This window comes from Streptomyces sp. NBC_00028 (assembly GCF_045041065.1).
In the GTDB taxonomy this organism is placed as follows: Bacteria; Actinomycetota; Actinomycetes; order Streptomycetales; family Streptomycetaceae; genus Streptomyces.
Window position 1 is genome coordinate 4,042,922 of sequence record NZ_CP108293.1, and the last position, 20,103, is coordinate 4,063,024.

The window sequence follows — 20,103 nt, forward strand, 5'->3', positions numbered from 1 at the left end:
CGTCGGAGGGTCACCCGAGATGAGCAAGGTCGAGATCTTCCAGCGGCTCCATCGGCGCCGGGCCGTCGACGACCCGCTCGTCCTGCCGGGGCCCTGGGACGCGGCCAGCGCCCGGGTGTTCGTGGAGGCCGGTTACCCGGCGCTCGCGACGCCCAGCGCGGGGGTCGCCGCCTCGTTGGGCTACGAGGACGGGGAGACGCCGGCCGACGAGATGTTCGCGGCGGTGGCGAGGATCACCCGGTCCGTGGACGTGCCCGTGTCCGCGGACGTCGAGGACGGGTACGGGCTGGCTCCCAAGGAGCTGGTGGAGCGGCTGCTGGAGGCGGGTGCCGTGGGCTGCAACCTTGAGGACTCCAACGGGGGTGTCCTCAAGGACCCGCACCAGCACGCCGAATGGCTCGCCGAGGTGCGGTACGCGGCCGGGGACGAGCTCTTCGTCAACGCGCGCATCGACACCTTCCTGCGCGGAGTCGACGATCCCGAACAGGCCATCGAGCGGGCCGCGTTGTACACCGCCGCGGGCGCCGACTGCGTGTATCCGATCGGCGCCCCGGCGGACGTACTGCCCCTGCTGCGGTCCGGGATCCATGGGCCGGTGAACGTGTTCGCGAAGGTCGGGGCGGGCCCCTCGCCCGCCGAGCTGGGCGAACTCGGAGCCACCCGCATCACGTTCGGGCCGGGCCTTCAGCGGCGGGCGGGCGCGATCCTCCACGACCTGATGGAGGAGATGCGCTGACGGCAGGCCGCCCCGTCGGCATCAGAAGCGGACCTCCGGCGTGCGGTAGACCTTGCCGTTGCTCATCTGCCAGCCGGAGGCTCCGGTGCGGATGCCCTTGGGGCACTGGTACCACGCCGAGGTGTAGGTGTCGTAGCCGTCGATCCTGCCGTCCTTGAACACCTTCGGGCTCTGGCCGTCGGGGCCGAAGCAGGTCACGCCGAACTTGCCGGTGGCGGACCGGGACGTGGTGTTGGAGAACTTGACCTTGACCTTGGTCCCCGACTTGGTGATGCACCGCTTGGTCAGCTTGCCGCTGCAGTACCAGGTGGTGGCGGCGTCCGCGGACGGGGCGGCCAGCCCGAGAAGGGAGAACGTGGTGAGGGCGGCCAGGGAGAGAGAGGTGATCTTCTTCATGCGCCTCAGCTCACCAGAGGATGCGGGGACCGACGAAATCGGTTTCGCCCGGATGGCACCGATTCCCGACACCCTCTCGACGGATCTCCCCAAAGGGAACACACGGAGATAACCGTCGCTTGACCGGCCTAACAGATCTCCAACAAGACAACAGATCACCAACAGGGACGTTCAGGAGAGCCACGCCCGCCATGTGGACTCATGGCCCTCCACCCACTTCCGCGCCGCCTCCTCCGGCGTCAGTTTCTGGTCGGCGATCATCAGGGAGACCTCGTTCTGGTCCTCGGTCGTCCACTTGAACTTCTTCAGGAAGGCCGCCGCCGAGCCGCCCGAGCGGGCGAAGTCGGAGTTGAGGTACTTCTCCAGCGGAGTGTGCGGATAGGCGCAGGCGACCTTCGCGGGGTCGGCGTCGCAGCCCTCCTTGTAGGCGGGGAGCTTCACCTCGGTCATGGGGACCTTCTCGAAGAGCCACTGCGGCGCGTACCAGTAGGTGAGGAAGGGCTTCTTCTCCTTGGCGAACTGCTTGATCTGGGTGATCTGGGCGGCCTCGGAGCCGGCGAAGACGACCTGGTAGTCCAGGTCGAGGTTGCTCACCAGCGCCTTGTCGTTGGTGACGTACGACGGTGAGCCGTCCATCAGCTGGCCCTTGCCGCCGCTCTCGGCGGTGCGCATGAGGTCCGCGTACTTGTCGAGGTTCTTCCAGCTGGTGACGTCGGGATGCTGCTTGGCGAAGTACGTGGGGACGTACCAGCCGATGTGGCCGGTCACGCCGAGTTCGCCGCCGTGCGTGATGGTCTTCTTGTCGTCGACGTAGCGCTGTTCCTGCTCGGGGTGGCCCCAGTCCTCCAGGATCGCGTCGACCCGGCCCTGGCTGAGCGCGTCCCAGGCGGGGACCTCGTCGACCTGGACGGTGTCGACGCGGTAGCCGAGCTCGTGCTCCAGGAGGTACTGGGCGACGGCCACGTTGGCCTGGGCGCCGACCCAGGACTGGACGGAGAGGGTCACCGTCTTCGCGCCCTGGGCATGGGCGAAGGGCGAGGACTGCTGGGTCATGTCGGCGGCGCCGCAGCCGGTGAGCAGCAGCAGCGAGGCGACCGCGGCGGTCGCGCACATACGGGTACGGATGCGCATGTCACGCTCCCTTCTTCGTTCGGCGTTCCGTCGGCTGGGTCACCCGGTCGAGCATCAGGCCGAGGCAGACGATCGCGGCGCCGGCCACCAGACCGGTCGCGAGGTCGCCCTGGGCGAGGCCGAAGACGACGTCGTAGCCGAGGGCGCCACCGCCGACCAGGCCGCCGATGATGACGACGGCGAGGACCAGGACCACGCCCTGGTTGACGGCGAGCAGCAGGGCCGGGCGGGCGAGCGGGAGCTGAACCTGGCGCAGCTGCTGCCAGCTCGTCGCGCCGAGCGAGCTCGACGACTCCATCGCCGCCGGGTCGACCTGGCGCAGCCCCTGGGTGGTGATGCGGACGACGGCGGGCAGCGCGTAGACGACGGCCGCGGCGACGGCGGGGGCGCGGCCGACGCCGAACAGGGCGACGACCGGGATCAGATAGACGAACTGCGGCATCGTCTGGAAGACGTCCAGGACGGGGCGCAGGGCCCGTTCGAGGCGGTCGCTACGGGCCGCCGCGATACCGGTCGCGAAGCCGATGACCAGGGTGACGGCGACGGCCGCGAGGACCTGGGAGAGGGTGTCGAGCGCCGGTGTCCAGACACCGAGGACGCCGATCGCGGCCATGGCGAGGACCGCGGTGAGCGCGGTGCGCCAGGTGCCGATGAGCCAGGCGAGGGTCGCGACCAGGAGCAGCATCGACCACCAGGGGAGCCAGGTCAGTCCGTCCCGGAGCGGGTTGAGGACCCAGGTGGTGAAGTGGGCGGCCCAGTCGGCGGTGCCGCCGACGACGGGGACGCCGGAGTAGAGGTGGTCGGTCATCCAGTCGACGGTGCGGTTGACGGGCTCGGCGATCGGCACGGTCCAGGCGTCGGGCCAGTCGAGGCGGCCCATGAGACGTGCGGCGACGGCGATCGCGAGGGCGGCGACGAGCGCGTACGGCCCTCCCCGGCGGCGCGTCTGCGAGGGGGACGTCGAGCCGCCACCCGCCGCTCCGGTCACCCGGTCCAGTACGACGGCCAGCAGCACGATCGGGATGCCGGCGGCGAGGGCCGCGCCGACGTCGACGGAGGCGAGGGCCTGGTAGACGCGGTCACCGAGGCCGCCCGCGCCGATGACCGACGCGATGACCGCCATCGACAGGGCCATCATGATCGTCTGGTTGAGGCCGAGGAGGAGCTCCTTGCGGGCCAGCGGGACCCGGGCGGTCAGCAGTCGCTGGCGGGCGGTCGCGCCGAGGGACCGTACCGCCTCCAGCACCTCCTTGTCGGCGCCGCGCAGGCCGAGCGCGGTGAGGCGGGCCATGGGCGGGGCGGCGTAGACGACGGTGGCGAGGACGGCGGCGGGGACGCCCATGCCGAAGACCAGGACGACGGGGAGGAGATAGGCGTACGCCGGAAGGACCTGCATGGTGTCGAGGACCGGGCGCAGGGCGCGGTCGAGGCGGTCGTTCAGACCGGCGGCGAGGCCCAGGACGGCTCCTACGCCGACGGACGCGGCGACGGCCACGACCATCAGGGCGAGGGTCTGCATCGTCGGCACCCACATGCCGAGGAGACCGCAGGTGAGGAACGCGGCCACGGTGCCGAGGGCGAGGCGCAGACCCGCGACCCGCCAGGCCACCAGGGCGCTCAGGGCCGTCACGCCGGCCCAGCCGGCCGCCAGCAGCACGAGGTAGACGGCGCGTACGGAAAGGACGACTGCGTTGCTGATGTGGCCGAAGAAGTAGAGGAACAGGGGGTGGGTGTCGCGGTTGTCGACGATCCAGGTGCTGGTCCGGGTGAGCGGGTCGGAGAGGTCGACGGTGAGGGCGTCCGGCCATGCGCCGCCGGCCCAGCGGGCGGTCGCCAGCGGGACGAGGACGGCGGCGGCCAGGGCCAGCAGCGCGAGTTTGTGGACGGCACGGTGTCGCAGGACGGCGGGCACGGTGCGCGGGGAGAAGACAGTGATCGCAGCCATCAGACCGCCTCCTTGGCCGTACCGGCCACCACCCCGAGCAGCCCGTCCGCGTCCACCATTCCGACGCACCGCCCCTGGTCCACCACCCGAGCCGGCTCCCCCGCCCGGGCCACCGCCTCGATCGCCTCCGAGACCGTGGCGTTCGGCGGGACGGCGGGGCCCTTGCCCGCGTCGCCGGCCGACACCGACCGCATCGCCGTCCGTACCGTCAGGACCTGCTCCCTCGGTACGTCGCGGACGAACTCGCGGACGTAGTCGTCGGCCGGGGAGCCCACGATCTCCTCCGGGGTACCCAGTTGGACCACCTTGCCGTCGCGCATGAGGGCGATGCGGTCGCCGAGTTTGAGGGCCTCGCTCAGGTCGTGCGTGATGAAGACCATCGTGCGGCCCTCCTCGCGGTGCAGACGGACGACCTCCTCCTGCATGTCCCGGCGGATCAGCGGGTCGAGCGCGCTGAAGGGCTCGTCGAAGAGGAGGACCTCCGGGTCCACGGCCAACGCCCGGGCGAGACCGACGCGTTGGCGCTGGCCGCCGGACAGCTGGCTCGGCCTGCGCTGCTCCATGCCCTCCAGGCCCACCTTGGCGACGACCTCCGCCGCCCGCGCCCTGCGTTCCGCCTTCCCCATGCCCTGGATCTCCAGGCCGTAGGCCACGTTGTCGAGGACCGTGCGGTGCGGGAGGAGACCGAAGTGCTGGAAGACCATCGCGGCGCGGTGGCGGCGCAGTTCACGCAGCCGGGACCGGTCCATGGCGCGGACGTCCTCGCCGTCGATGGCGAGCGTGCCCGCCGTCGGCTCGATGAGCCGGGTCAGACAGCGCACCAGCGTGGACTTGCCGGACCCGGACAGGCCCATCACCACGAAGACCTCGCCCTTGCGGACGTCGAAGGAGACGTCCCGGACGGCGGCGGTGCAGCCGGTGCGGGCGCGGAGTCCGGTGGGGTCGAGGGCGGCGAGTTCGGGGTCGGCGGGGATCCTGTCGGCCTTGGGGCCGAAGACCTTCCAGAGCCCGTTCACGGAGAAGACAGGGGTCTCGCTCATCACGCACCGCCTCCGATCAGGTCCACGGCTTTCTCACCGACCATGAGCACCCCGATCATCGGGTTCACGGCCGTCATCGTCGGGAAGACCGAGGCGTCGGCGATCCGGATGCCCACAAGGCCGCGGATGCGCAACTCCGGGTCCACCACGGCGAGTTCGTCGTCCAGTGCACCCATACGGCAGGTGCCGGCCGGGTGGTAGACGGTGTGAGCGACCTTGCGGGCGTACTCGCTGAGGTCGTCGTCGCTCGTGACGGACGGGCCGGGGCACACCTCGCGCTTGAGCCAGCCCGCCAGCGGTTCGGTGCGCGCTATCTCGCGGGCGATGCGGATGCCGTCGACCAGGGTGCGGCCGTCGTAGTCGTCCGCATCCGTGAAGTAGCGGAAGTCCAGGGCCGGTTTGACCGACGGGTCCGCGCTGGTCAGGTACAGGCGGCCGCGGCTCCTCGGCTTGGGGATGTTGGGGGTCATCGAGACGCCGTGGGAGGGGCGTTCGTAGCCCAGCCGTTCCGGGTTGTCGGTGAAGGGGACCTGGTAGAAGTGGAACATCAGGTCGGGGCCCGCGTGTTCGGGGTCGCGGCGGACGAACAGGCCCGCGTCGGAGTCCATCGCGGAGTTCTCCGGGATGGGACCGTTCGTCTCCCAGACGATCACCGACTCGGGGTGGTCGAGCAGGTTCTCACCGACGCCCGGCAGGTCGTGCACGACGGGGATGCCGAGGGCCTCCAGGTCGCGCGCGGGGCCGATGCCCGAGTGCAGGAGCAGCCGGGGCGAGTCGACGGCGCCCGCGCACAGCAGCACCTCGTTGCGGGCGCGTACGACGAACTCCTCGCCGTCCTTGGCGCGGACGTGGACGCCCCGGGCGCGCGTGCCGTCCAGGTCGAGTCGGTGGGCCCAGGTCTCCAGCAGGAGCGTCAGGTTGGGGCGTTCGTCCATCACCGGGTGCAGATACGCCACGGACGCCGAGGACCGCTTGTTGTTCTCGGGGTGGTAGGCGAGGTCGAAGAAGCCGACGCCGTCGTCGAAGGGCCGTCGGTTGAAACCCTCGACGCGCGGGACGCCCGTCGCCTTCTGCACGGCGTCGACGAAGTCGCGGGCGATGGCGTTCCGGTCCTTCTCGTCGACCGGGACGATGTTGTTGAGGAGCCGCGCGTAGTACGCCTCCATCGGTACCGCGCCCCACCCCTTGGCGCCGTTCGCCTCCCACTCGTCCCAGTCGGACGGGAGCGGCTTGAAGGAGATGAGGGTGTTGTGGGAGGAACAGCCGCCGAGGACGCGGGCGCGGCTGTGCCGGATGTGGGAGTTGCCGCGTGGCTGCTCGACCGTGGGGTAGTCGTAGTCGAGGTCGCCGCCGAGGAGGCCCATCCAGCGGCGCAGGGTGAGGACGTCCTCGCGGTCGACGTCGCTGGGGCCGCCTTCGATGACGGCGACGGTGACGTCCGGGTTCTCGGTGAGCCGGGAGGCGATGACGGAACCGGCCGTGCCGCCGCCTATGACGACATAGTCGTACTCGTGTTTGTGGTGCATGGGGGTTGCTCCTGGAAGGTGGGGGGAGGGCGGGGTTCAGCAGGCGAACCAGCGAACGGGCTTGGGCCGTTCAGTGGCGAACCAGCCGACGGGCTCGGGCCGTTCAGCCGGCGAACCAGCGGACGGGCTTGGGCGCGAGGTTCTGGTAGATGTGCTTGGTCTCGCGGTACTCGGCCAGCCCGGCGGGGCCCAGCTCACGGCCGACGCCGCTCTTGCCGAAGCCGCCCCACTCCGCCTGCGGGAGATAGGGGTGGAAGTCGTTGATCCAGACGGTGCCGTGGCGCAGCCGGCCGGCGACCCGGCGGGCGCGTCCGGCGTCGGCGGTCCAGACGCCGCCGGCGAGGCCGTACTCGGTGTCGTTGGCGAGGAACACCGCCTCGTCCTCCGTACGGAAGGTCTCGACGGTGAGGACCGGGCCGAAGACCTCCTCGCGTACGACCTTCATCTCGCGGTGGCAGGCGTCGAGGACGGTCGGCTCATAGAAGTACCCGGCGTCCAGGCTCTCGGGCCGCTTGCCGCCCGTGCGCAGCACCGCGCCCTCCGCGAGCGCCGAGGCGACGTACGCCTCGACCTTGGCCCGCTGCTGCTCGGAGACGAGGGGTCCGCACTCGACGCCGTCGTCGGTGCCGCGGCCCAGCCTGATCCGGCCCGCCCGGTCGGCGAGTTCGGCGACGAAGCGTTCGCGGACGGACTCCTCGACGATGAGGCGGGCGCCCGCCGAGCAGACCTGGCCGCTGTGGATGAAGGCCGCGTTGAGGGCCTGGTCGACGGCGGTGTCGAAGCCCTCCTCGGTGGCGCAGGCGTCGGCGAAGACGACGTTGGGGTTCTTGCCGCCGAGTTCCAGGGCGACCTTCTTGACCGAGGGCGCGGCGGCCTGGGCCACCTTGGTGCCGCTGAGCAGGCCGCCGGTGAAGGAGACGAGGTCCACGTCGGGGTGCTCGGCGAGCCGGGCGCCGACCGAGGCGCCGGGGCCGGTGACGATGTTGGCGACCCCGGCCGGGAGACCGGCCTCCACGAGCAGTTCGATCAGCGCGACGGTCGTCAGCGGAGTGATCTCGCTGGGCTTGACGACGAAGGTGTTCCCCGCGGCGAGCGCCGGGGCGATCTTCCAACTGGCCTGGAGGAGCGGGTAGTTCCACGGGGTGACGAGGGCGCAGACCCCCACCGGCTCGTGCACGACGACACTGTGGACGTCGGGCGAGCCCGCGTCGACGACCCGGCCGGAGGCCTCGGCGGCGACGAGCCCGGCGAAGTAGCGGAAGGCGTCGGCGACACAGTCGATGTCGACACGGCCCTCTTCGAGGGTCTTGCCCGCGTCGCGGCTCTCCAGCAGGCCGAGCCGTTCGCGGTCGCGCATGAGGAGGTCGGCGACGCGGTAGAGCAGGGCGGCGCGCTCGGCGACCGGGGTGCGCGGCCAGTCACCGTGGTCGAACGCCTGCCGGGCGGCGGCCACGGCGAGGTCGGTGTCCTTCTCGTCCCCCTCGGCGACGACGGCGAAGGGCCGGGCGTCCGCAGGGTCGAGGATCTCGCGGGTGGCACCGGAGACCGCGTCCCGCCATGTTCCGTCGACATGGATCGTCCGTTGTTCGTGCTGCCTTGCCATGCTCGCTGTCGCCTTCCGTTCCCGTTCGGTTCCCCTGAGTCACACGGGTGTCACTCAGCGGGACCGTCAGCACCTGCCCCCACCCCCGCGTTGCATGCGCAATCGGTGCCCGAAAGTGCCCCGCGTCACCGAACGTGCGGGTAAATGGGGCAAATCGTACGCTGAGAGATGCTCCGCAGTGTGGCGCCGATCACGGAGGTGGCGCATGGCAGGCAAGGCGCTGATATGCGCGACGGCGGTTCTACTCCTCTCGCCGGTCCTCATCGCCGCGGACGGCGACGACGGCGACGACCTGACCGCGCGGCAACTCGCCGACCAGGCGAAGGACCACCTCCTCGACGCGAAGTCCGTCCATCTCAAGCTGACCGATCGCAGTACCGACACCCGGACAAGCACCACCCGGCCCACCTCGATGGACCTCGCCCTCGACCAGCACGGCAACTGCGTGGGCTCCATGACGATGGGCTCGCACGGCGGCAGCGTGGACATCGTCAAGCAGGGCGCCGAGGTGTGGATGAAGCCGGACGCCGACTTCTGGAAGGCACAGGTGCCCGGCGGCGAGGGCGACGCGGTGGCCGAGCTGTTCAAGGACCGCTACATCCACGGCTCCACGAAGGACGCCATGCTCAAGGGCATGGCCGACACCTGCGATCTGACCTCCTTCCAGAAGGAGGTCGCGGGCGACGACAAGGCGTCGACCCTGAAGAAGGGCACCGAGACGACCGTGGACGGGACGAAAGTGATCCCGCTCAAGGGCGTGGAGGACGGCAAGCGGGCGGTCCTGTACGTCACTTCGGACACCCCGCACCGGCTGGTGAAGGCCACCCAGCGTGGCGGCGGCACCGACCTGACCCTGACCTTCACGGACTACGACAAGCCGGTACCGACGGCCACACCCTCCGCCGACGAGTCGGTGGACGTGGGCAAGCTCCAGCAGGAGTTGGAGAACGCGTGACGGACCACATGGCGATCCCGGCGTACCCGGGTGCCTACGCGCACTCCTGTCCCGTGGGGCAGAACGAGCTCAGCGCCATGGCGAGCGGTTCGCGGACCTGCGCGGGAGACAGGTCCTCGGGGCCGCTCGCCCGGATCGCGTAGAGAGTGCCGTCGGCCGCCTCGAAACGGTGGTCGATCACCTGACGGGCGCCCTTGTCCTCGTCGTCGTAGCGGTAGGTGAGCTCGGACCAGGTGGTGTCCTCGTCCCGTTCGAGGGCCTGGTAGCCGGGCTGGCGGGCGAAACCGAAGCCGGGGTCGTTCTCGGCCTGACGCAGCGACTCGCCGGGGCTGTCCTCGGCCAGCCGGAAGATCTGCAGCTGACGGCCGTCGTCCGGGGCGTCGTAGAAGACCACCGCGGCCTTCTCACCCTGCTTCTGTCTGCGGGTCCAGCCCTCGGGGACGACGATCGTGTAGCCGACCGGGTCCTCGGCGAGGCGGTAACCGGCTGCGGGGCCGGGTGATGCCGGAGGCGACTCGAACGTCGTCACCGAGGGGGTGGACTCCGGAGGCGACGGCGTCGACGCGGACGTCGTGACGACCACGCTCGGTCCCGGGGTGGCACCGGCACCCACCGAGCCGTCGCGGGTCAGGAACCAGACACCGGCCCCGGCTCCCGAGCCCAGCACGGCCATCACGGTGAGGACCACCAGCAGACGGCGCGGGCCGCCGGGAGGCGGTGGCGGCGGAGGCGGGACATATGGCTGGGGCGGCGGGACGTACGGCTGGGGCGGGGGCGCGTGCGGTTGCGGCGGAGGCGTGGCCCACGGCGGGGTGTACGACGTCTGCGTCTCCGCCGACGCCCACGGCGGCAGCGCGCCACCACCGTTCTGCCCCTGTGCTCCCCAGGCCGCCTGGCCGCTGTCCTCGCTGGGCTCGTGCTCGCCGGAACCCGAGCTGTAACCGTTCCCGTGCCATCCGCTGTTCATCGCGAACCCCCCGAATCACCTTGGCGGGTAACGTTCTTGACGGTAGCGGTGAAAACGGGCGCGGGCCCCGCCCCGGAAGAAACCGGAACAGGGCCCGTGCAGGCTTGTTACGCGAAGCGCGTGGCTCAGATGAGGCCGAGCGCGCGAACCGCCTCGCGCTCCTCCGCCAGCTCGGCGACGGACGCGTCGATGCGGGTGCGGGAGAACTCGTTGATGTCCAGGCCCTGGACGATCTCGTAGACGCCGTCCTTGGTGGTGACCGGGAAGGAGGAGATCAGGCCCTCCGGGACGCCGTAGGAGCCGTCCGACGGGATGCCCATGGAGGTCCAGTCGCCCTCGGCGGTGCCGTTGACCCAGGTGTGCACGTGGTCGATGGCGGCGTTCGCGGCGGAGGCCGCCGACGAGGCACCGCGCGCCTCGATGATCGCGGCGCCACGCTTGGCGACGGTCGGGATGAAGTCCTCGGCCAGCCACTTCTCGTCGCCGCCGATGGCCTCGATGGCCGGCTTGCCCGCGACGGACGCCTGGAAGATGTCCGGGTACTGGGTGGCGGAGTGGTTGCCCCAGATGGTCAGGCGCTTGATGTCGGCGACCGTGGTGCCCGTCTTCTTCGCGAGCTGGGTCAGCGCGCGGTTGTGGTCGAGGCGGGTCATCGCGGTGAAGCGCTCGGCCGGTACGTCCGGGGCGGCGGCCTGGGCGATCAGGGCGTTGGTGTTGGCCGGGTTGCCGACGACGAGGACCTTGATGTCGTCCGCGGCGTTGTCGTTGATGGCCTTGCCCTGCGGCTTGAAGATGCCGCCGTTGGCCTCCAGGAGGTCACCGCGCTCCATGCCCTTGGTGCGCGGGCGGGCGCCGACGAGGAGGGCGACGTTGGTGCCGTCGAAGGCGACGTTCGGGTCGTCCGTGATGTCAATGCCCTGCAGAAGCGGGAACGCGCAGTCGTCCAGCTCCATCGCGGTGCCCTCGGCGGCCTTGAGCGCCGGGGTGATCTCCAGCAGGCGCAGGCGGACCGGCACGTCCGCGCCGAGCAGCTGGCCGGAGGCGATGCGGAAGAGCAGGGCGTAACCGATCTGGCCGGCCGCGCCGGTGACGGTGACGTTCACGGGAGTGCGGGTCATGGCGTTCTCCGTATGACAGCTGTCGGTGGGGCGTCCCTGCCCCCGGGGTGCGGGACGTACAAATGATCGATCTCTTGGCATCAAGAGATCCACCGGTCAGGCTATCGCGCATCCGGGATCTCGGATGGCCGGGTCCCTGTGGCCCAGCACACAAAGCCGCGAAGCCGACCGGAAATGCGCCCCGCGCAGAGAGCGACGGCCGCCCGTCCGGGAGAGGTGGGACGAGACGGCCGCCGTATGGGGGGTACCGACCTGGCCGGACTCCCGTGGGGGTACGGTTCGCGTGCCCACGATTCGTCCGGCCATGCCTGCGGCCCGGAAATTCTTTCCTCTCAGCCGCGGACGGCTACGGAGTGCACCCCTTCGTCCCCGCCGCCAGCGTCACGCAGGCCTTCGCCTCGCCCGCGTCCTTCACCGCCACCATGGGCGTGTACGCGATCGTGTCCCCGGCCGCGGTGATCGAGCCGGTCTGCTTGCTCTTGCCGACGGTCACCGCGACCGCGTCCCCCTGCACGGCCTGCGTGATACGACCCCAGGCGGCACCGCACGTCTTGCTGTAGCGGACCTCCACGACGGTGGTGCCGACGGTGGCGGTCTTGGCGGTGGTCACCAGGTCGCCGCTGCACCCCATGCTCTCCGCGTCCTTGCCCGTGCAGGAGTCACCGCTGCACTTGACCCCGGCCGGGAGGTTCGCCGGAGTGGAGGCGGTCGGGCTGGGCGAGGCCTTGCCGCCCTCGTTCTTCTTGTCGCCGCCGCCGTCGGTGAGGAAGTAGGCCGCGGCTATGACGACGAGCACGCCGACGACGCCCGCGAGGAACATCGTCAGCCGCCGCTTGCCCCGGGGCACGCCGGAACCGGGCCGGGCCGGGCCGGGTGCGCCGGTGCCGGACCCGCCGGCCGGGCGCGGGCTCTGCGCGGGCTCGCCGTACGGCGTCTGCGCGGTCGGCGACCAGGCCGGTCCGTCGGGGGCGCGTCCGCCCGTCGGGGAAGGCCCGGAGTAGCCGGCGAGGCCCCAGGAGTTGACGCCGCTCTCCCGGCTCCCCTGCGCCGACTCGCCCCGCGAGCCCGGTGCGGACTGCGCGGCCTGCGACACCTGGGCGTCCCGCACATCCGGCGACGCCGGCTGCGGCGGCACCGTCGGTGCCACGCCCGCGGGACCGGCCACACCCGGCGTCGCCGTGGCGCTGCCGCTCTTGCGGGCGGTCTTGCCGCCCTTGGCGTTGGCCGGCGGCGCCCCGAACTCCCCGAGCGCGGCGCGCGCCTGGGAGATACGGATGGCCTCCATGGTCATGTCGTGGCGCATCTCCGAGCGGCTCCAGGCGCGCTCGGCGAGTTCCCACATCGTGGTCAGGTGAATGGGATTGGTGCCGGTGACCTCGGCCAGCGCCACGATCGCGCCCTTGGGCGCGAGCAGTCTGCCGTTGAGATAACGCTCCCAGGACGTCTTGCTGTAGCCCGTGCGGTCGGCCACCGCCGCGATGCTCAGTCCGCTGCGGTCCACGAGCCGCCGCAACTGGCTGGCGAACTCCCTGACCTGCGGATCCAGTTCATCCGGCAAGGCCCTCCAACGAGGCATTGCTTCCCCCCTCTTTCCCCCCGGTCGTGCTGGCTGTTGCTGCGTTTCCCCGTCTGGCTACCCAAAGGGATGCGCCCGACCAGGATCTCAGTTCCCGGGGTGGGGGCGCACTGGTGCATCGGGGACGCCCCGGACCGTCCCGATCGGTCACGCTAGCCCTGTTGTCGAACGGATTCGTTGCACATGCGCGAACTTGTCAATACATCGACACATGGGGTGCACATCGCCCGTAACGCGCGCCCCTCGGGTACGAGGCTCACCCAAGCACCACGGCGCCGACGACCGTGACGAGGACCAGCCCGAGCAGCAGGAGTACGGCGGCCAGCAGCATCCGGTGCGGACCGCGCGGCGCGGACGGCGGCTCCTCCCACCAGGGCAGCGTGGGATCGTCCTCGTACTCCTCGGCCCCGGCGGGGCGTTCGGGCAGGTTGGCCGGGCGGGGCCAGGCCTGGATGGCGAGTTCCCAGCGGACGCTCATCCGCGCGGGGTCCTCACCGGCGATCCTGCTCAGCGCCAGCACCGCCTGCCGGGGCGGCGGCTGGCCGGCGTTGAGATAGCGGTGCCACGAGGACTTGCTGTACGCGGTGCGCGCGCCTAGCGCGGCCAGGCTGAGGCCCGTCGTGTCCTTCAGCCGCCGCAGCTGCTCCACGAAGTGCCGCACCTCCGGCGGCAGCTCCTCCGGCAGCGACTGCCAGGCGCCCATCACCCACCTCCACGGTGTCGGACGACACCCGGCCGGTGATCGGTTCCGCCCGCCCCGGCCGCTGTGACAGGGCCCGGACACCGTAGCGGAACGGTCACTTCCGCGGCACAGCGCGCTGACAGCCGTTGAACAGGGCCTTCGCCGTGCACCAGGCTTGACGCGGACGGCGGCCCGTCCTTCCTCGGGGGAGAGGACGGGCCGCCGTCATGGGGCCACCGGGTCAGCTGCTGACCGTGAAGTGCAGCGCGTCCTTCAGGAACGGGATGACCAGCCACGGGCTCGGCTGGGCCATCATCGCCAGCAGGGCGATCACGGCGCCCAGCACGCCGTACGTGACGATGTCGGTGAACCGGGAGCGGACCGCGAGCATGCCGACGTCCGGCAGCAGCCAGCGCAGCGCTCCGCCGGCCAGCAGTCCGGCGCCGATGAGCAGCGAGCCGACGCGGAACTGGTCGGTCGCGATCACCAGCAGACCGACCGCGACCGTGGCCAGCACGGCGAGGATCGGCCACTGCCGGGCGGGCGCCGGGGCGTCCCGCGGCGCGGCCCGGCCGCCGCCCTCGGGGCGCGCGGTGTCCCTGGTGAACAGCGGGAAGCGGCGGGTGACGCGGCGTGGCCTCCCCTCGGCGTCGGGCGCGCTGATCGGGTCCCGGACCTCGATGTCGTTCTCCTCGCGGTCAGCCGACACTGCGCTCCGCCGCCTCGACCACGTTGACCAGCAGCTGGGCCCGGGTCATCGGGCCGACACCACCGGGGTTCGGGGAGATCCACCCGGCCACCTCGGCGACACCGGGGTGGACGTCGCCCACGATCTTGCCCTCGGCGCTGCGCGAGACACCGACGTCGAGGACGGCGGCGCCCGGCTTCACGTCCTCGGGGCGGATCAGGTGGGCCGAGCCGGCGGCGGCGACGATGATGTCCGCGCGCTTGAGGTGGGACGAGAGATCACGGGTGCCGGTGTGGCACTGGGTGACGGTCGCGTTCTCGCTGCGCCGGGTGAGCAGCAGCGGCATCGGGCGGCCGATGGTGACACCGCGGCCGACGACCACGACCTCCGCGCCCTTGATCTCCACGCCGTACTGGCGCAGCAGGGTGAGGACGCCGTTGGGCGTGCAGGGCAGCGGGGCCGGCTCGTTCAGGACGAGGCGGCCGAGGTTCATCGGGTGCAGACCGTCGGCGTCCTTGTCCGGGTCCATCAGCTCCAGGATGCGGTTCTCGTCGATGCCCTTGGGAAGCGGGAGTTGGACGATGTACCCCGTGCAGGCGGGGTCCTCGTTCAGCTCGCGCACCACCGCCTCGATCTCCTCCTGCGTGGCCGTCTCCGGCAGTTCGCGCTGGATGGAGGCGATACCGACCTGGGCGCAGTCGCGGTGCTTGCCGGCTACGTACTTCTGGCTGCCGGGGTCGGTCCCGACGAGGATCGTGCCGAGGCCGGGCGTGACGCCCTTCTCCTTCAGCGCCGCCACGCGGGCGGTCAGATCGGACTTGATCGCGGCTGCGGTGGCCTTGCCATCGAGAATCTGGGCGGTCATGCCCCCATCCTCGCGGATGACCGGGCCCCGGTTCCAATCCGGGTCCCCGGGGGATGTCCGCCGTATCCGACCATGATCGCTTCTGTTGCACTTGCACAACACATATGGAATGCGGCTGGACAACGAACCAGCCACTGAAGAACGATTGTCGGCACAGTGCCGCGGGCTGTACCGGGGGGACGAACCGCATCTGTAGAACCTTCCTCCGACCGTGCCGCTCGTCGTCCCCGCACATTCGGCAAACGGAGGAACACCGCCATGAGTTTCGGCGATCCGAACAACCCCTACGGGCCCCCGCCCCAGCAGCCGCCGGCCGCTCCCGGTTACGGCTACCCCCAGCAGGCCCCGCCCGGCATCCCGCCGCAGCAGCCCTACGGCGCTCCCCAGCAGCCCTACGGCGCCTATCCGCAGGCACCGGCGTACCCCGGCTACCCGGGCGCCAACATGGTCCCGCAGTCGATGCCGGGCCTGCTGGTGACGGCCCGTGTCTTCCTGTACATCATCTCGGCGGTGCAGATCATCGCCGGCCTGATCTACCTGTACGTCGCCGCGTTCGTGAACGACGTCTCGGACTCCGCGGACTCCCTGAGCTCGTCCTCCGACGACCCGTTCAGCGGGATCGGCGACATCGGTGACGCGGCGGCCGGGATCATCACGGGCATCGCGCTCTTCCTGCTCGCGCTGGCGGCGCTGTCCATCACGCTGGGCGTCAAGTTCGGCCGCGGCGGCCAGGGCGTCCGCATCACCACGGTCATCTACGGCGCGCTCGGCACGATCGTCGGTCTGATCGGCCTCTTCATCGGCCTCGACACGGGCATGGCCTCCGCGGTCATCCTGCCGCTGCTGTGGGTGGTGTTCGGCTCCATCATCACCGCCGCCCCGGTGGTGCCGAGCGGTACCGCCTGGTTCGCGCGTCCGCGGTACTGAACCGCCGACGCCCCTCCGGTCCAAGGGCCGTGTCCTTCTCGTACGAGGGGACACGGCCCTGGTGCGTCGGCCCCGCGCCGGCCGGGGCGATCCGCTGACGCCGGGCTCAGCGCACCCGGCGCACGAACACGTCCTGCACGCCGTTGCCGTCGTCCGGCACGAACCGCTCGCTGTCGAAGCCCGAGAAGACGACGGTCCGCGCGCGGGCGTCCATCCGCGCGTCCACGGCGCCGGCGGGCCCACCGTCCCGGTCCGGGGTGACCAGGACGTCCGTACCGGTGCGCAGGTCGCGCACGTACCCCGCGTCCTCGGTGGTGAGGATCGGCCGGACGTCGAGCAGCAGCTTCGTTCCGTCGGCCGACAGGGCGTCCGCGGACAGGACGCCCTCGGGCCCCGGCAACACCGCGTCGACCCGGGTGAGAGTGCCGGTGCGCAGATCACGGACGAAGGGGTTGAAGCTGCTGTTCGGGTCGGGGCCCGGGACCAGGTCGGAGGCGCCGGAGGTGAAGGCGAGGGTGGAGCCGTCGGCGCTGAGCAGCGGACCGGTGGCGGCCTTGTCGGCGGGGCCGCCGTCGTAGGGGGTGTCGGCCTGGACGGTACGGCCGGTGCGGCGGTCGTGGACGTAGAGGTCGGACCAGTCGCCGCGCGGCGGGGTGCCGACGATGTCCTGGTAGGCGACCTCGCGACCGTCGGCGCTCAGGGACGGGGCCCGGAAGCTGTGACCCGGCCCGGCGTCGGGGCTGATCCGCTCGGTGCGATGGGCCCGCAGGTCGCGGACGTAGAGGGCGGTCGGGTCCGTGGGCCGCGTCCCGTAGGCGGCGAACGCCACAGTTCGGCCGTCCGCGGAGAGCGCGGGGGTCTGTCCGCCGGTGTGCTCCGGGCCCAGGCCCACGTCGGCGCGTTCCGTCCGGCCCGTCCTCAAGTCCCGTACGTACACGGCCGATTCGGCGCCGCTCTGGGTGCCGTACGCGACATAGCGGCCGTCGGCGCTGAGCGCCGGGAAGGAGATGTCGCCGTCGGCCGCCACCCGGCGCAGGGTGCCGGTGCGCAGGTCGCGGACGAAGAGGTCGGCGTCGTCGTCGGGGTCGCCGGGCACGAGGTTGGTGGCGTACGAGGTGAAGGCGACGACATGGCCGTCGGCGCTGACGACCGGCTGACCCGAGGGGCCGTTCGCCTCGGTGCCGTCGGCGGCGACGCTGATCCGCAGGGTCGCGGACGCGGGAGCCGGTGCCGCGTCGGCCGTAGGCAAGGATGCGGCGGTCAGCAGCGCGACGAGGACGCCACCGCCCGCCGCGCGTAACGCCCTGCGCCGTCCCGTACCGCGCTCGGTTCTGGCCATCTGTTCCCCCAGAAGGCAGGTGCCCCGGTCCGGTGCCGGGGCTCTGCGGGGATGAAAGCGCAACTACGGGGCGCGGGCAATCAGCTGATACGCGTACAACCCGGGCGCTACGCCGAGCGTCCGCGACGGCATGCCGAAGGGCCCGCCGGTCACGACCGACGGGCCCTCGTCACCTGCGTGCGGCTCAGTGGAAGAAGTGCCGCGTCCCGGTGAAGTACATCGTCACGCCCGCCTTCTTCGCGGCCTCGACGACCAGCTCGTCACGGACCGAGCCGCCCGGCTGGACCACGGCCTTGACGCCGGCCTCGACGAGGATCTCCAGGCCGTCCGGGAAGGGGAAGAACGCGTCGGAGGCCGCGTACGCCCCCTGCGCACGCTCGGCGCCCGCCCGCTCGACGGCCAGCTTCGCGGAGTCGACGCGGTTGACCTGGCCCATGCCGACGCCGACCGAGGCGCCGTCCTTGGCGAGGAGGATCGCGTTGGACTTCACCGCGCGGCAGGCCTTCCAGGCGAAGGCCAGCTCGGCGAGCTCGGCCGGGGACAGCGCCTCGCCCGTCGCCAGCGTCCAGTTGGCCGGGTCGTCGCCGTCCGCCTGGAGACGGTCGGTGACCTGGAGGAGCACACCGCCGTCGACCGGCTTGACCTCGACCGGGTTGGCGGGGGCGCCCTCGGCCTTCAGCACCCGGATGTTCTTCTTCTTGGCGAGGGCCTCCAGGGCCCCCTCCTCGTAGTCCGGCGCGACGATGACCTCGGTGAAGATCTCCGCGACCTGCTCGGCCATCTCCTTGCTGACCGGACGGTTGACGGCGATCACGCCGCCGAACGCCGACAGCGGGTCGCACGCGTGCGCCTTGCGGTGCGCCTCGGCGACGTCCGCGCCGACCGCGATACCGCACGGGTTGGCGTGCTTGATGATCGCGACGGCCGGCTCGTCGTGGTCGTACGCGGCACGGCGGGCGGCGTCCGTGTCCGTGTAGTTGTTGTACGACATCTCCTTGCCGTGCAGCTGCTCGGCCTTGGCAAGACCGGCACCGGAGGCGTCCACGTACAGGGCGGCGGGCTGGTGCGGGTTCTCGCCGTAGCGGAGGGTGTTCTCGCGCTCCCAGGTGGCGCCGAGGAAGTCGGGGAACTGCGACTCGTCCACGGGCGCGTAGGAGGACGCGAACCAGGAGGCGACGGCGACGTCGTACGACGCCGTGTGCTGGAAGGCCTCGGCGGCGAGCCGCTTGCGGGTGACGAGGTCGAACCCGCCGTTCTGGACGGCGCTCAGGACGTCGGCGTACCGCGCGGGGCTGGTGACGACCGCGACCGACGGGTGGTTCTTCGCCGCGGCGCGGACCATCGAGGGGCCGCCGATGTCGATCTGCTCGACGCACTCGTCGGGCGAGGCGCCGGACGCGACGGTCTCACGGAACGGGTACAGGTTGACGACGACGAGGTCGAACGGCTCGACGCCCAGCTCGGCCAGCTGCCGCTGGTGGTCCTCCAGGCGCAGGTCGGCGAGGATGCCGGCGTGCACGCGCGGGTGCAGCGTCTTGACGCGGCCGTCCAGGCACTCGGGGAAGCCGGTCAGCTCCTCGACCTTGGTGACCGGGACGCCGACGGCGGCGATACGGCCGGCGGTGGACCCGGTGGAGACGAGCTCCACGCCGGCCTCGTGCAGCCCACGGGCGAGCTCCTCGAGACCGGTCTTGTCGTAGACGCTGACAAGTGCACGGCGAATGGCCCGCTTGGCGTTGCTCTCGGCGGTCACTGGATAACTACCTTTCGTCCCTCAATGCGATAGCCGTTGCGGGCGAGCCGCCCCACGACCTCGACGAGCAGCTTGCGCTCGACTTCCTTGATGCGCTCGTGCAGAGCGACACCTTCGTCCTCGTAGTCCTCGTCCCGGACCTCGACCACGCCCTGGGCGATGATCGGGCCGGTGTCGACGCCGTCGTCGACGAAGTGGACGGTGCAGCCGGTGACCCGGGCGCCGTACGCGAGCGCGTCACGGACGCCGTGGGCGCCGGGAAAACTGGGCAGCAGGGCCGGGTGCGTGTTCACGAACCGCCCGCCGAAGCGCGCGAGGAACTCCTTGCCCACGATCTTCATGAACCCCGCGGAGACGACCAGGTCGGGCTCGTACGCGGCGACGGCCTCGGCGAGCGCGGCGTCCCACTCCTCGCGGGTCCCGTACTCCTTGACCTTGCACACGAAGGTGGGGACACCGGCCCGCTCGGCCCGGGCGAGCCCCTCGATGCCCTCGCGATCGGCTCCTACGGCCACGATCTCGGCGCCGTAGGCCTCGGTGCCGCTCGCCGCGACGGCGTCGAGGAGCGCCTGGAGGTTGGTGCCGGAGCCGGAGACCAGCACGACGAGGCGCTTAGCCACGAGGGGCCCTTTCTCGGGGAACGTTCACTCTGTACGTTCGGTTCACTCTGTACGTTCGTACGAATGCTTCGCGCCCCGGGATACGGGGAAGTCTACGAAGCGGCCGAACGCCAGCAACGATACCGGCACTCCTGACGGCCCCCACGGGACGGGGGCGTGGCCGGAAGGTAGCGTCTGGGAGGGCCCGACTCGGGAACGTGGTCGTCGTGCGGTGCGTTTCCGAAGCGAAGGCTCAC

General features: G+C 71.3%; 18 protein-coding genes. 3 read left to right on the forward strand and 15 right to left on the reverse strand.

Annotated elements, in window-relative coordinates:
• The first annotated feature begins 19 nt into the window (after positions 1 to 19).
• Positions 20 to 736: an isocitrate lyase/phosphoenolpyruvate mutase family protein gene (locus tag OG885_RS17850; protein ID WP_405742772.1), complete on the forward strand. Its 717-nt coding sequence runs from the start codon at positions 20 to 22 to the stop codon at positions 734 to 736.
• Between the two features lie 21 nt (positions 737 to 757).
• Here the strand turns inward: OG885_RS17850 and OG885_RS17855 are convergent, their stop codons facing one another.
• From OG885_RS17855 to OG885_RS17880, 6 genes are all read right to left on the reverse strand, one after another.
• Positions 758 to 1,132, reverse strand: coding sequence for a hypothetical protein (locus OG885_RS17855; RefSeq protein WP_405732378.1), 375 nt, complete (start codon positions 1,130 to 1,132; stop codon positions 758 to 760).
• Positions 1,133 to 1,303: 171 nt separating this feature from the next.
• Positions 1,304 to 2,263 (reverse strand): ABC transporter substrate-binding protein, encoded by a 960-nt coding sequence (locus OG885_RS17860; protein WP_405732380.1) that lies wholly within the window; start codon positions 2,261 to 2,263, stop codon positions 1,304 to 1,306.
• Between the two features lies 1 nt (position 2,264).
• On the reverse strand, positions 2,265 to 4,208 hold the full coding sequence (locus tag OG885_RS17865) for an ABC transporter permease (RefSeq protein WP_405732383.1): 1,944 nt from the start codon (positions 4,206 to 4,208) through the stop codon (positions 2,265 to 2,267).
• Positions 4,208 to 5,248: a glycine betaine/L-proline ABC transporter ATP-binding protein gene (locus tag OG885_RS17870; RefSeq protein ID WP_405732386.1), complete on the reverse strand. Its 1,041-nt coding sequence runs from the start codon at positions 5,246 to 5,248 to the stop codon at positions 4,208 to 4,210. Before OG885_RS17870 ends, OG885_RS17865 begins: the two co-directional genes overlap by 1 nt.
• Positions 5,248 to 6,774, reverse strand: coding sequence for a GMC family oxidoreductase (locus OG885_RS17875; protein WP_405732389.1), 1,527 nt, complete (start codon positions 6,772 to 6,774; stop codon positions 5,248 to 5,250). The genes OG885_RS17870 and OG885_RS17875 overlap by 1 nt, the downstream gene beginning before the upstream one ends.
• A gap of 103 nt (positions 6,775 to 6,877) precedes the next feature.
• Positions 6,878 to 8,377, reverse strand: coding sequence for an aldehyde dehydrogenase family protein (locus OG885_RS17880; protein ID WP_405732392.1), 1,500 nt, complete (start codon positions 8,375 to 8,377; stop codon positions 6,878 to 6,880).
• A gap of 205 nt (positions 8,378 to 8,582) precedes the next feature.
• Between OG885_RS17880 and OG885_RS17885 the strand changes: the two genes are divergently transcribed.
• Positions 8,583 to 9,332, forward strand: coding sequence for a hypothetical protein (locus OG885_RS17885; RefSeq protein ID WP_405732395.1), 750 nt, complete (start codon positions 8,583 to 8,585; stop codon positions 9,330 to 9,332).
• Between the two features lie 34 nt (positions 9,333 to 9,366).
• Here OG885_RS17885 and OG885_RS17890 read toward each other — a convergent pair whose 3' ends face one another.
• From OG885_RS17890 to OG885_RS17915, 6 genes are all read right to left on the reverse strand, one after another.
• Positions 9,367 to 10,299 carry a hypothetical protein gene (locus OG885_RS17890; RefSeq protein WP_405732398.1) on the reverse strand — a complete coding sequence of 311 codons (933 nt, stop codon included), beginning with the start codon at positions 10,297 to 10,299 and terminating at the stop codon, positions 9,367 to 9,369.
• Between the two features lie 125 nt (positions 10,300 to 10,424).
• A complete protein-coding gene (locus OG885_RS17895) occupies positions 10,425 to 11,417 on the reverse strand; it encodes a malate dehydrogenase (RefSeq protein WP_405732401.1) in 993 nt (330 codons plus the stop codon).
• A 346-nt stretch (positions 11,418 to 11,763) separates the two neighbouring features.
• On the reverse strand, positions 11,764 to 12,975 hold the full coding sequence (locus tag OG885_RS17900; RefSeq protein ID WP_405732404.1) for a DUF2690 domain-containing protein: 1,212 nt from the start codon (positions 12,973 to 12,975) through the stop codon (positions 11,764 to 11,766).
• A gap of 274 nt (positions 12,976 to 13,249) precedes the next feature.
• Positions 13,250 to 13,696 (reverse strand): helix-turn-helix domain-containing protein, encoded by a 447-nt coding sequence (locus tag OG885_RS17905; RefSeq protein WP_405732407.1) that lies wholly within the window; start codon positions 13,694 to 13,696, stop codon positions 13,250 to 13,252.
• A 220-nt stretch (positions 13,697 to 13,916) separates the two neighbouring features.
• Positions 13,917 to 14,384, reverse strand: a complete 468-nt coding sequence (locus tag OG885_RS17910; RefSeq protein ID WP_405732410.1) for a DUF3017 domain-containing protein — start codon at positions 14,382 to 14,384, stop codon at positions 13,917 to 13,919.
• Positions 14,374 to 15,228 carry a bifunctional methylenetetrahydrofolate dehydrogenase/methenyltetrahydrofolate cyclohydrolase gene (locus OG885_RS17915; RefSeq protein ID WP_405732413.1) on the reverse strand — a complete coding sequence of 285 codons (855 nt, stop codon included), beginning with the start codon at positions 15,226 to 15,228 and terminating at the stop codon, positions 14,374 to 14,376. The genes OG885_RS17910 and OG885_RS17915 overlap by 11 nt, the downstream gene beginning before the upstream one ends.
• A gap of 258 nt (positions 15,229 to 15,486) precedes the next feature.
• Between OG885_RS17915 and OG885_RS17920 the strand changes: the two genes are divergently transcribed.
• On the forward strand, positions 15,487 to 16,155 hold the full coding sequence (locus OG885_RS17920; protein WP_405732416.1) for a hypothetical protein: 669 nt from the start codon (positions 15,487 to 15,489) through the stop codon (positions 16,153 to 16,155).
• A 106-nt stretch (positions 16,156 to 16,261) separates the two neighbouring features.
• Here the strand turns inward: OG885_RS17920 and OG885_RS17925 are convergent, their stop codons facing one another.
• The 3 genes from OG885_RS17925 to purN form a co-directional block, all read right to left on the reverse strand.
• On the reverse strand, positions 16,262 to 17,494 hold the full coding sequence (locus tag OG885_RS17925; protein WP_405732419.1) for a hypothetical protein: 1,233 nt from the start codon (positions 17,492 to 17,494) through the stop codon (positions 16,262 to 16,264).
• Positions 17,495 to 17,678: 184 nt separating this feature from the next.
• The gene (purH, locus tag OG885_RS17930) at positions 17,679 to 19,247 is read right to left on the reverse strand and encodes a bifunctional phosphoribosylaminoimidazolecarboxamide formyltransferase/IMP cyclohydrolase (RefSeq protein ID WP_405732422.1); all 1,569 of its coding nucleotides are present in this window, start codon (positions 19,245 to 19,247) and stop codon (positions 17,679 to 17,681) included.
• On the reverse strand, positions 19,244 to 19,867 hold the full coding sequence (purN, locus tag OG885_RS17935) for a phosphoribosylglycinamide formyltransferase (RefSeq protein WP_405732424.1): 624 nt from the start codon (positions 19,865 to 19,867) through the stop codon (positions 19,244 to 19,246). Before purN ends, purH begins: the two co-directional genes overlap by 4 nt.
• Positions 19,868 to 20,103: the final 236 nt, after the last annotated feature.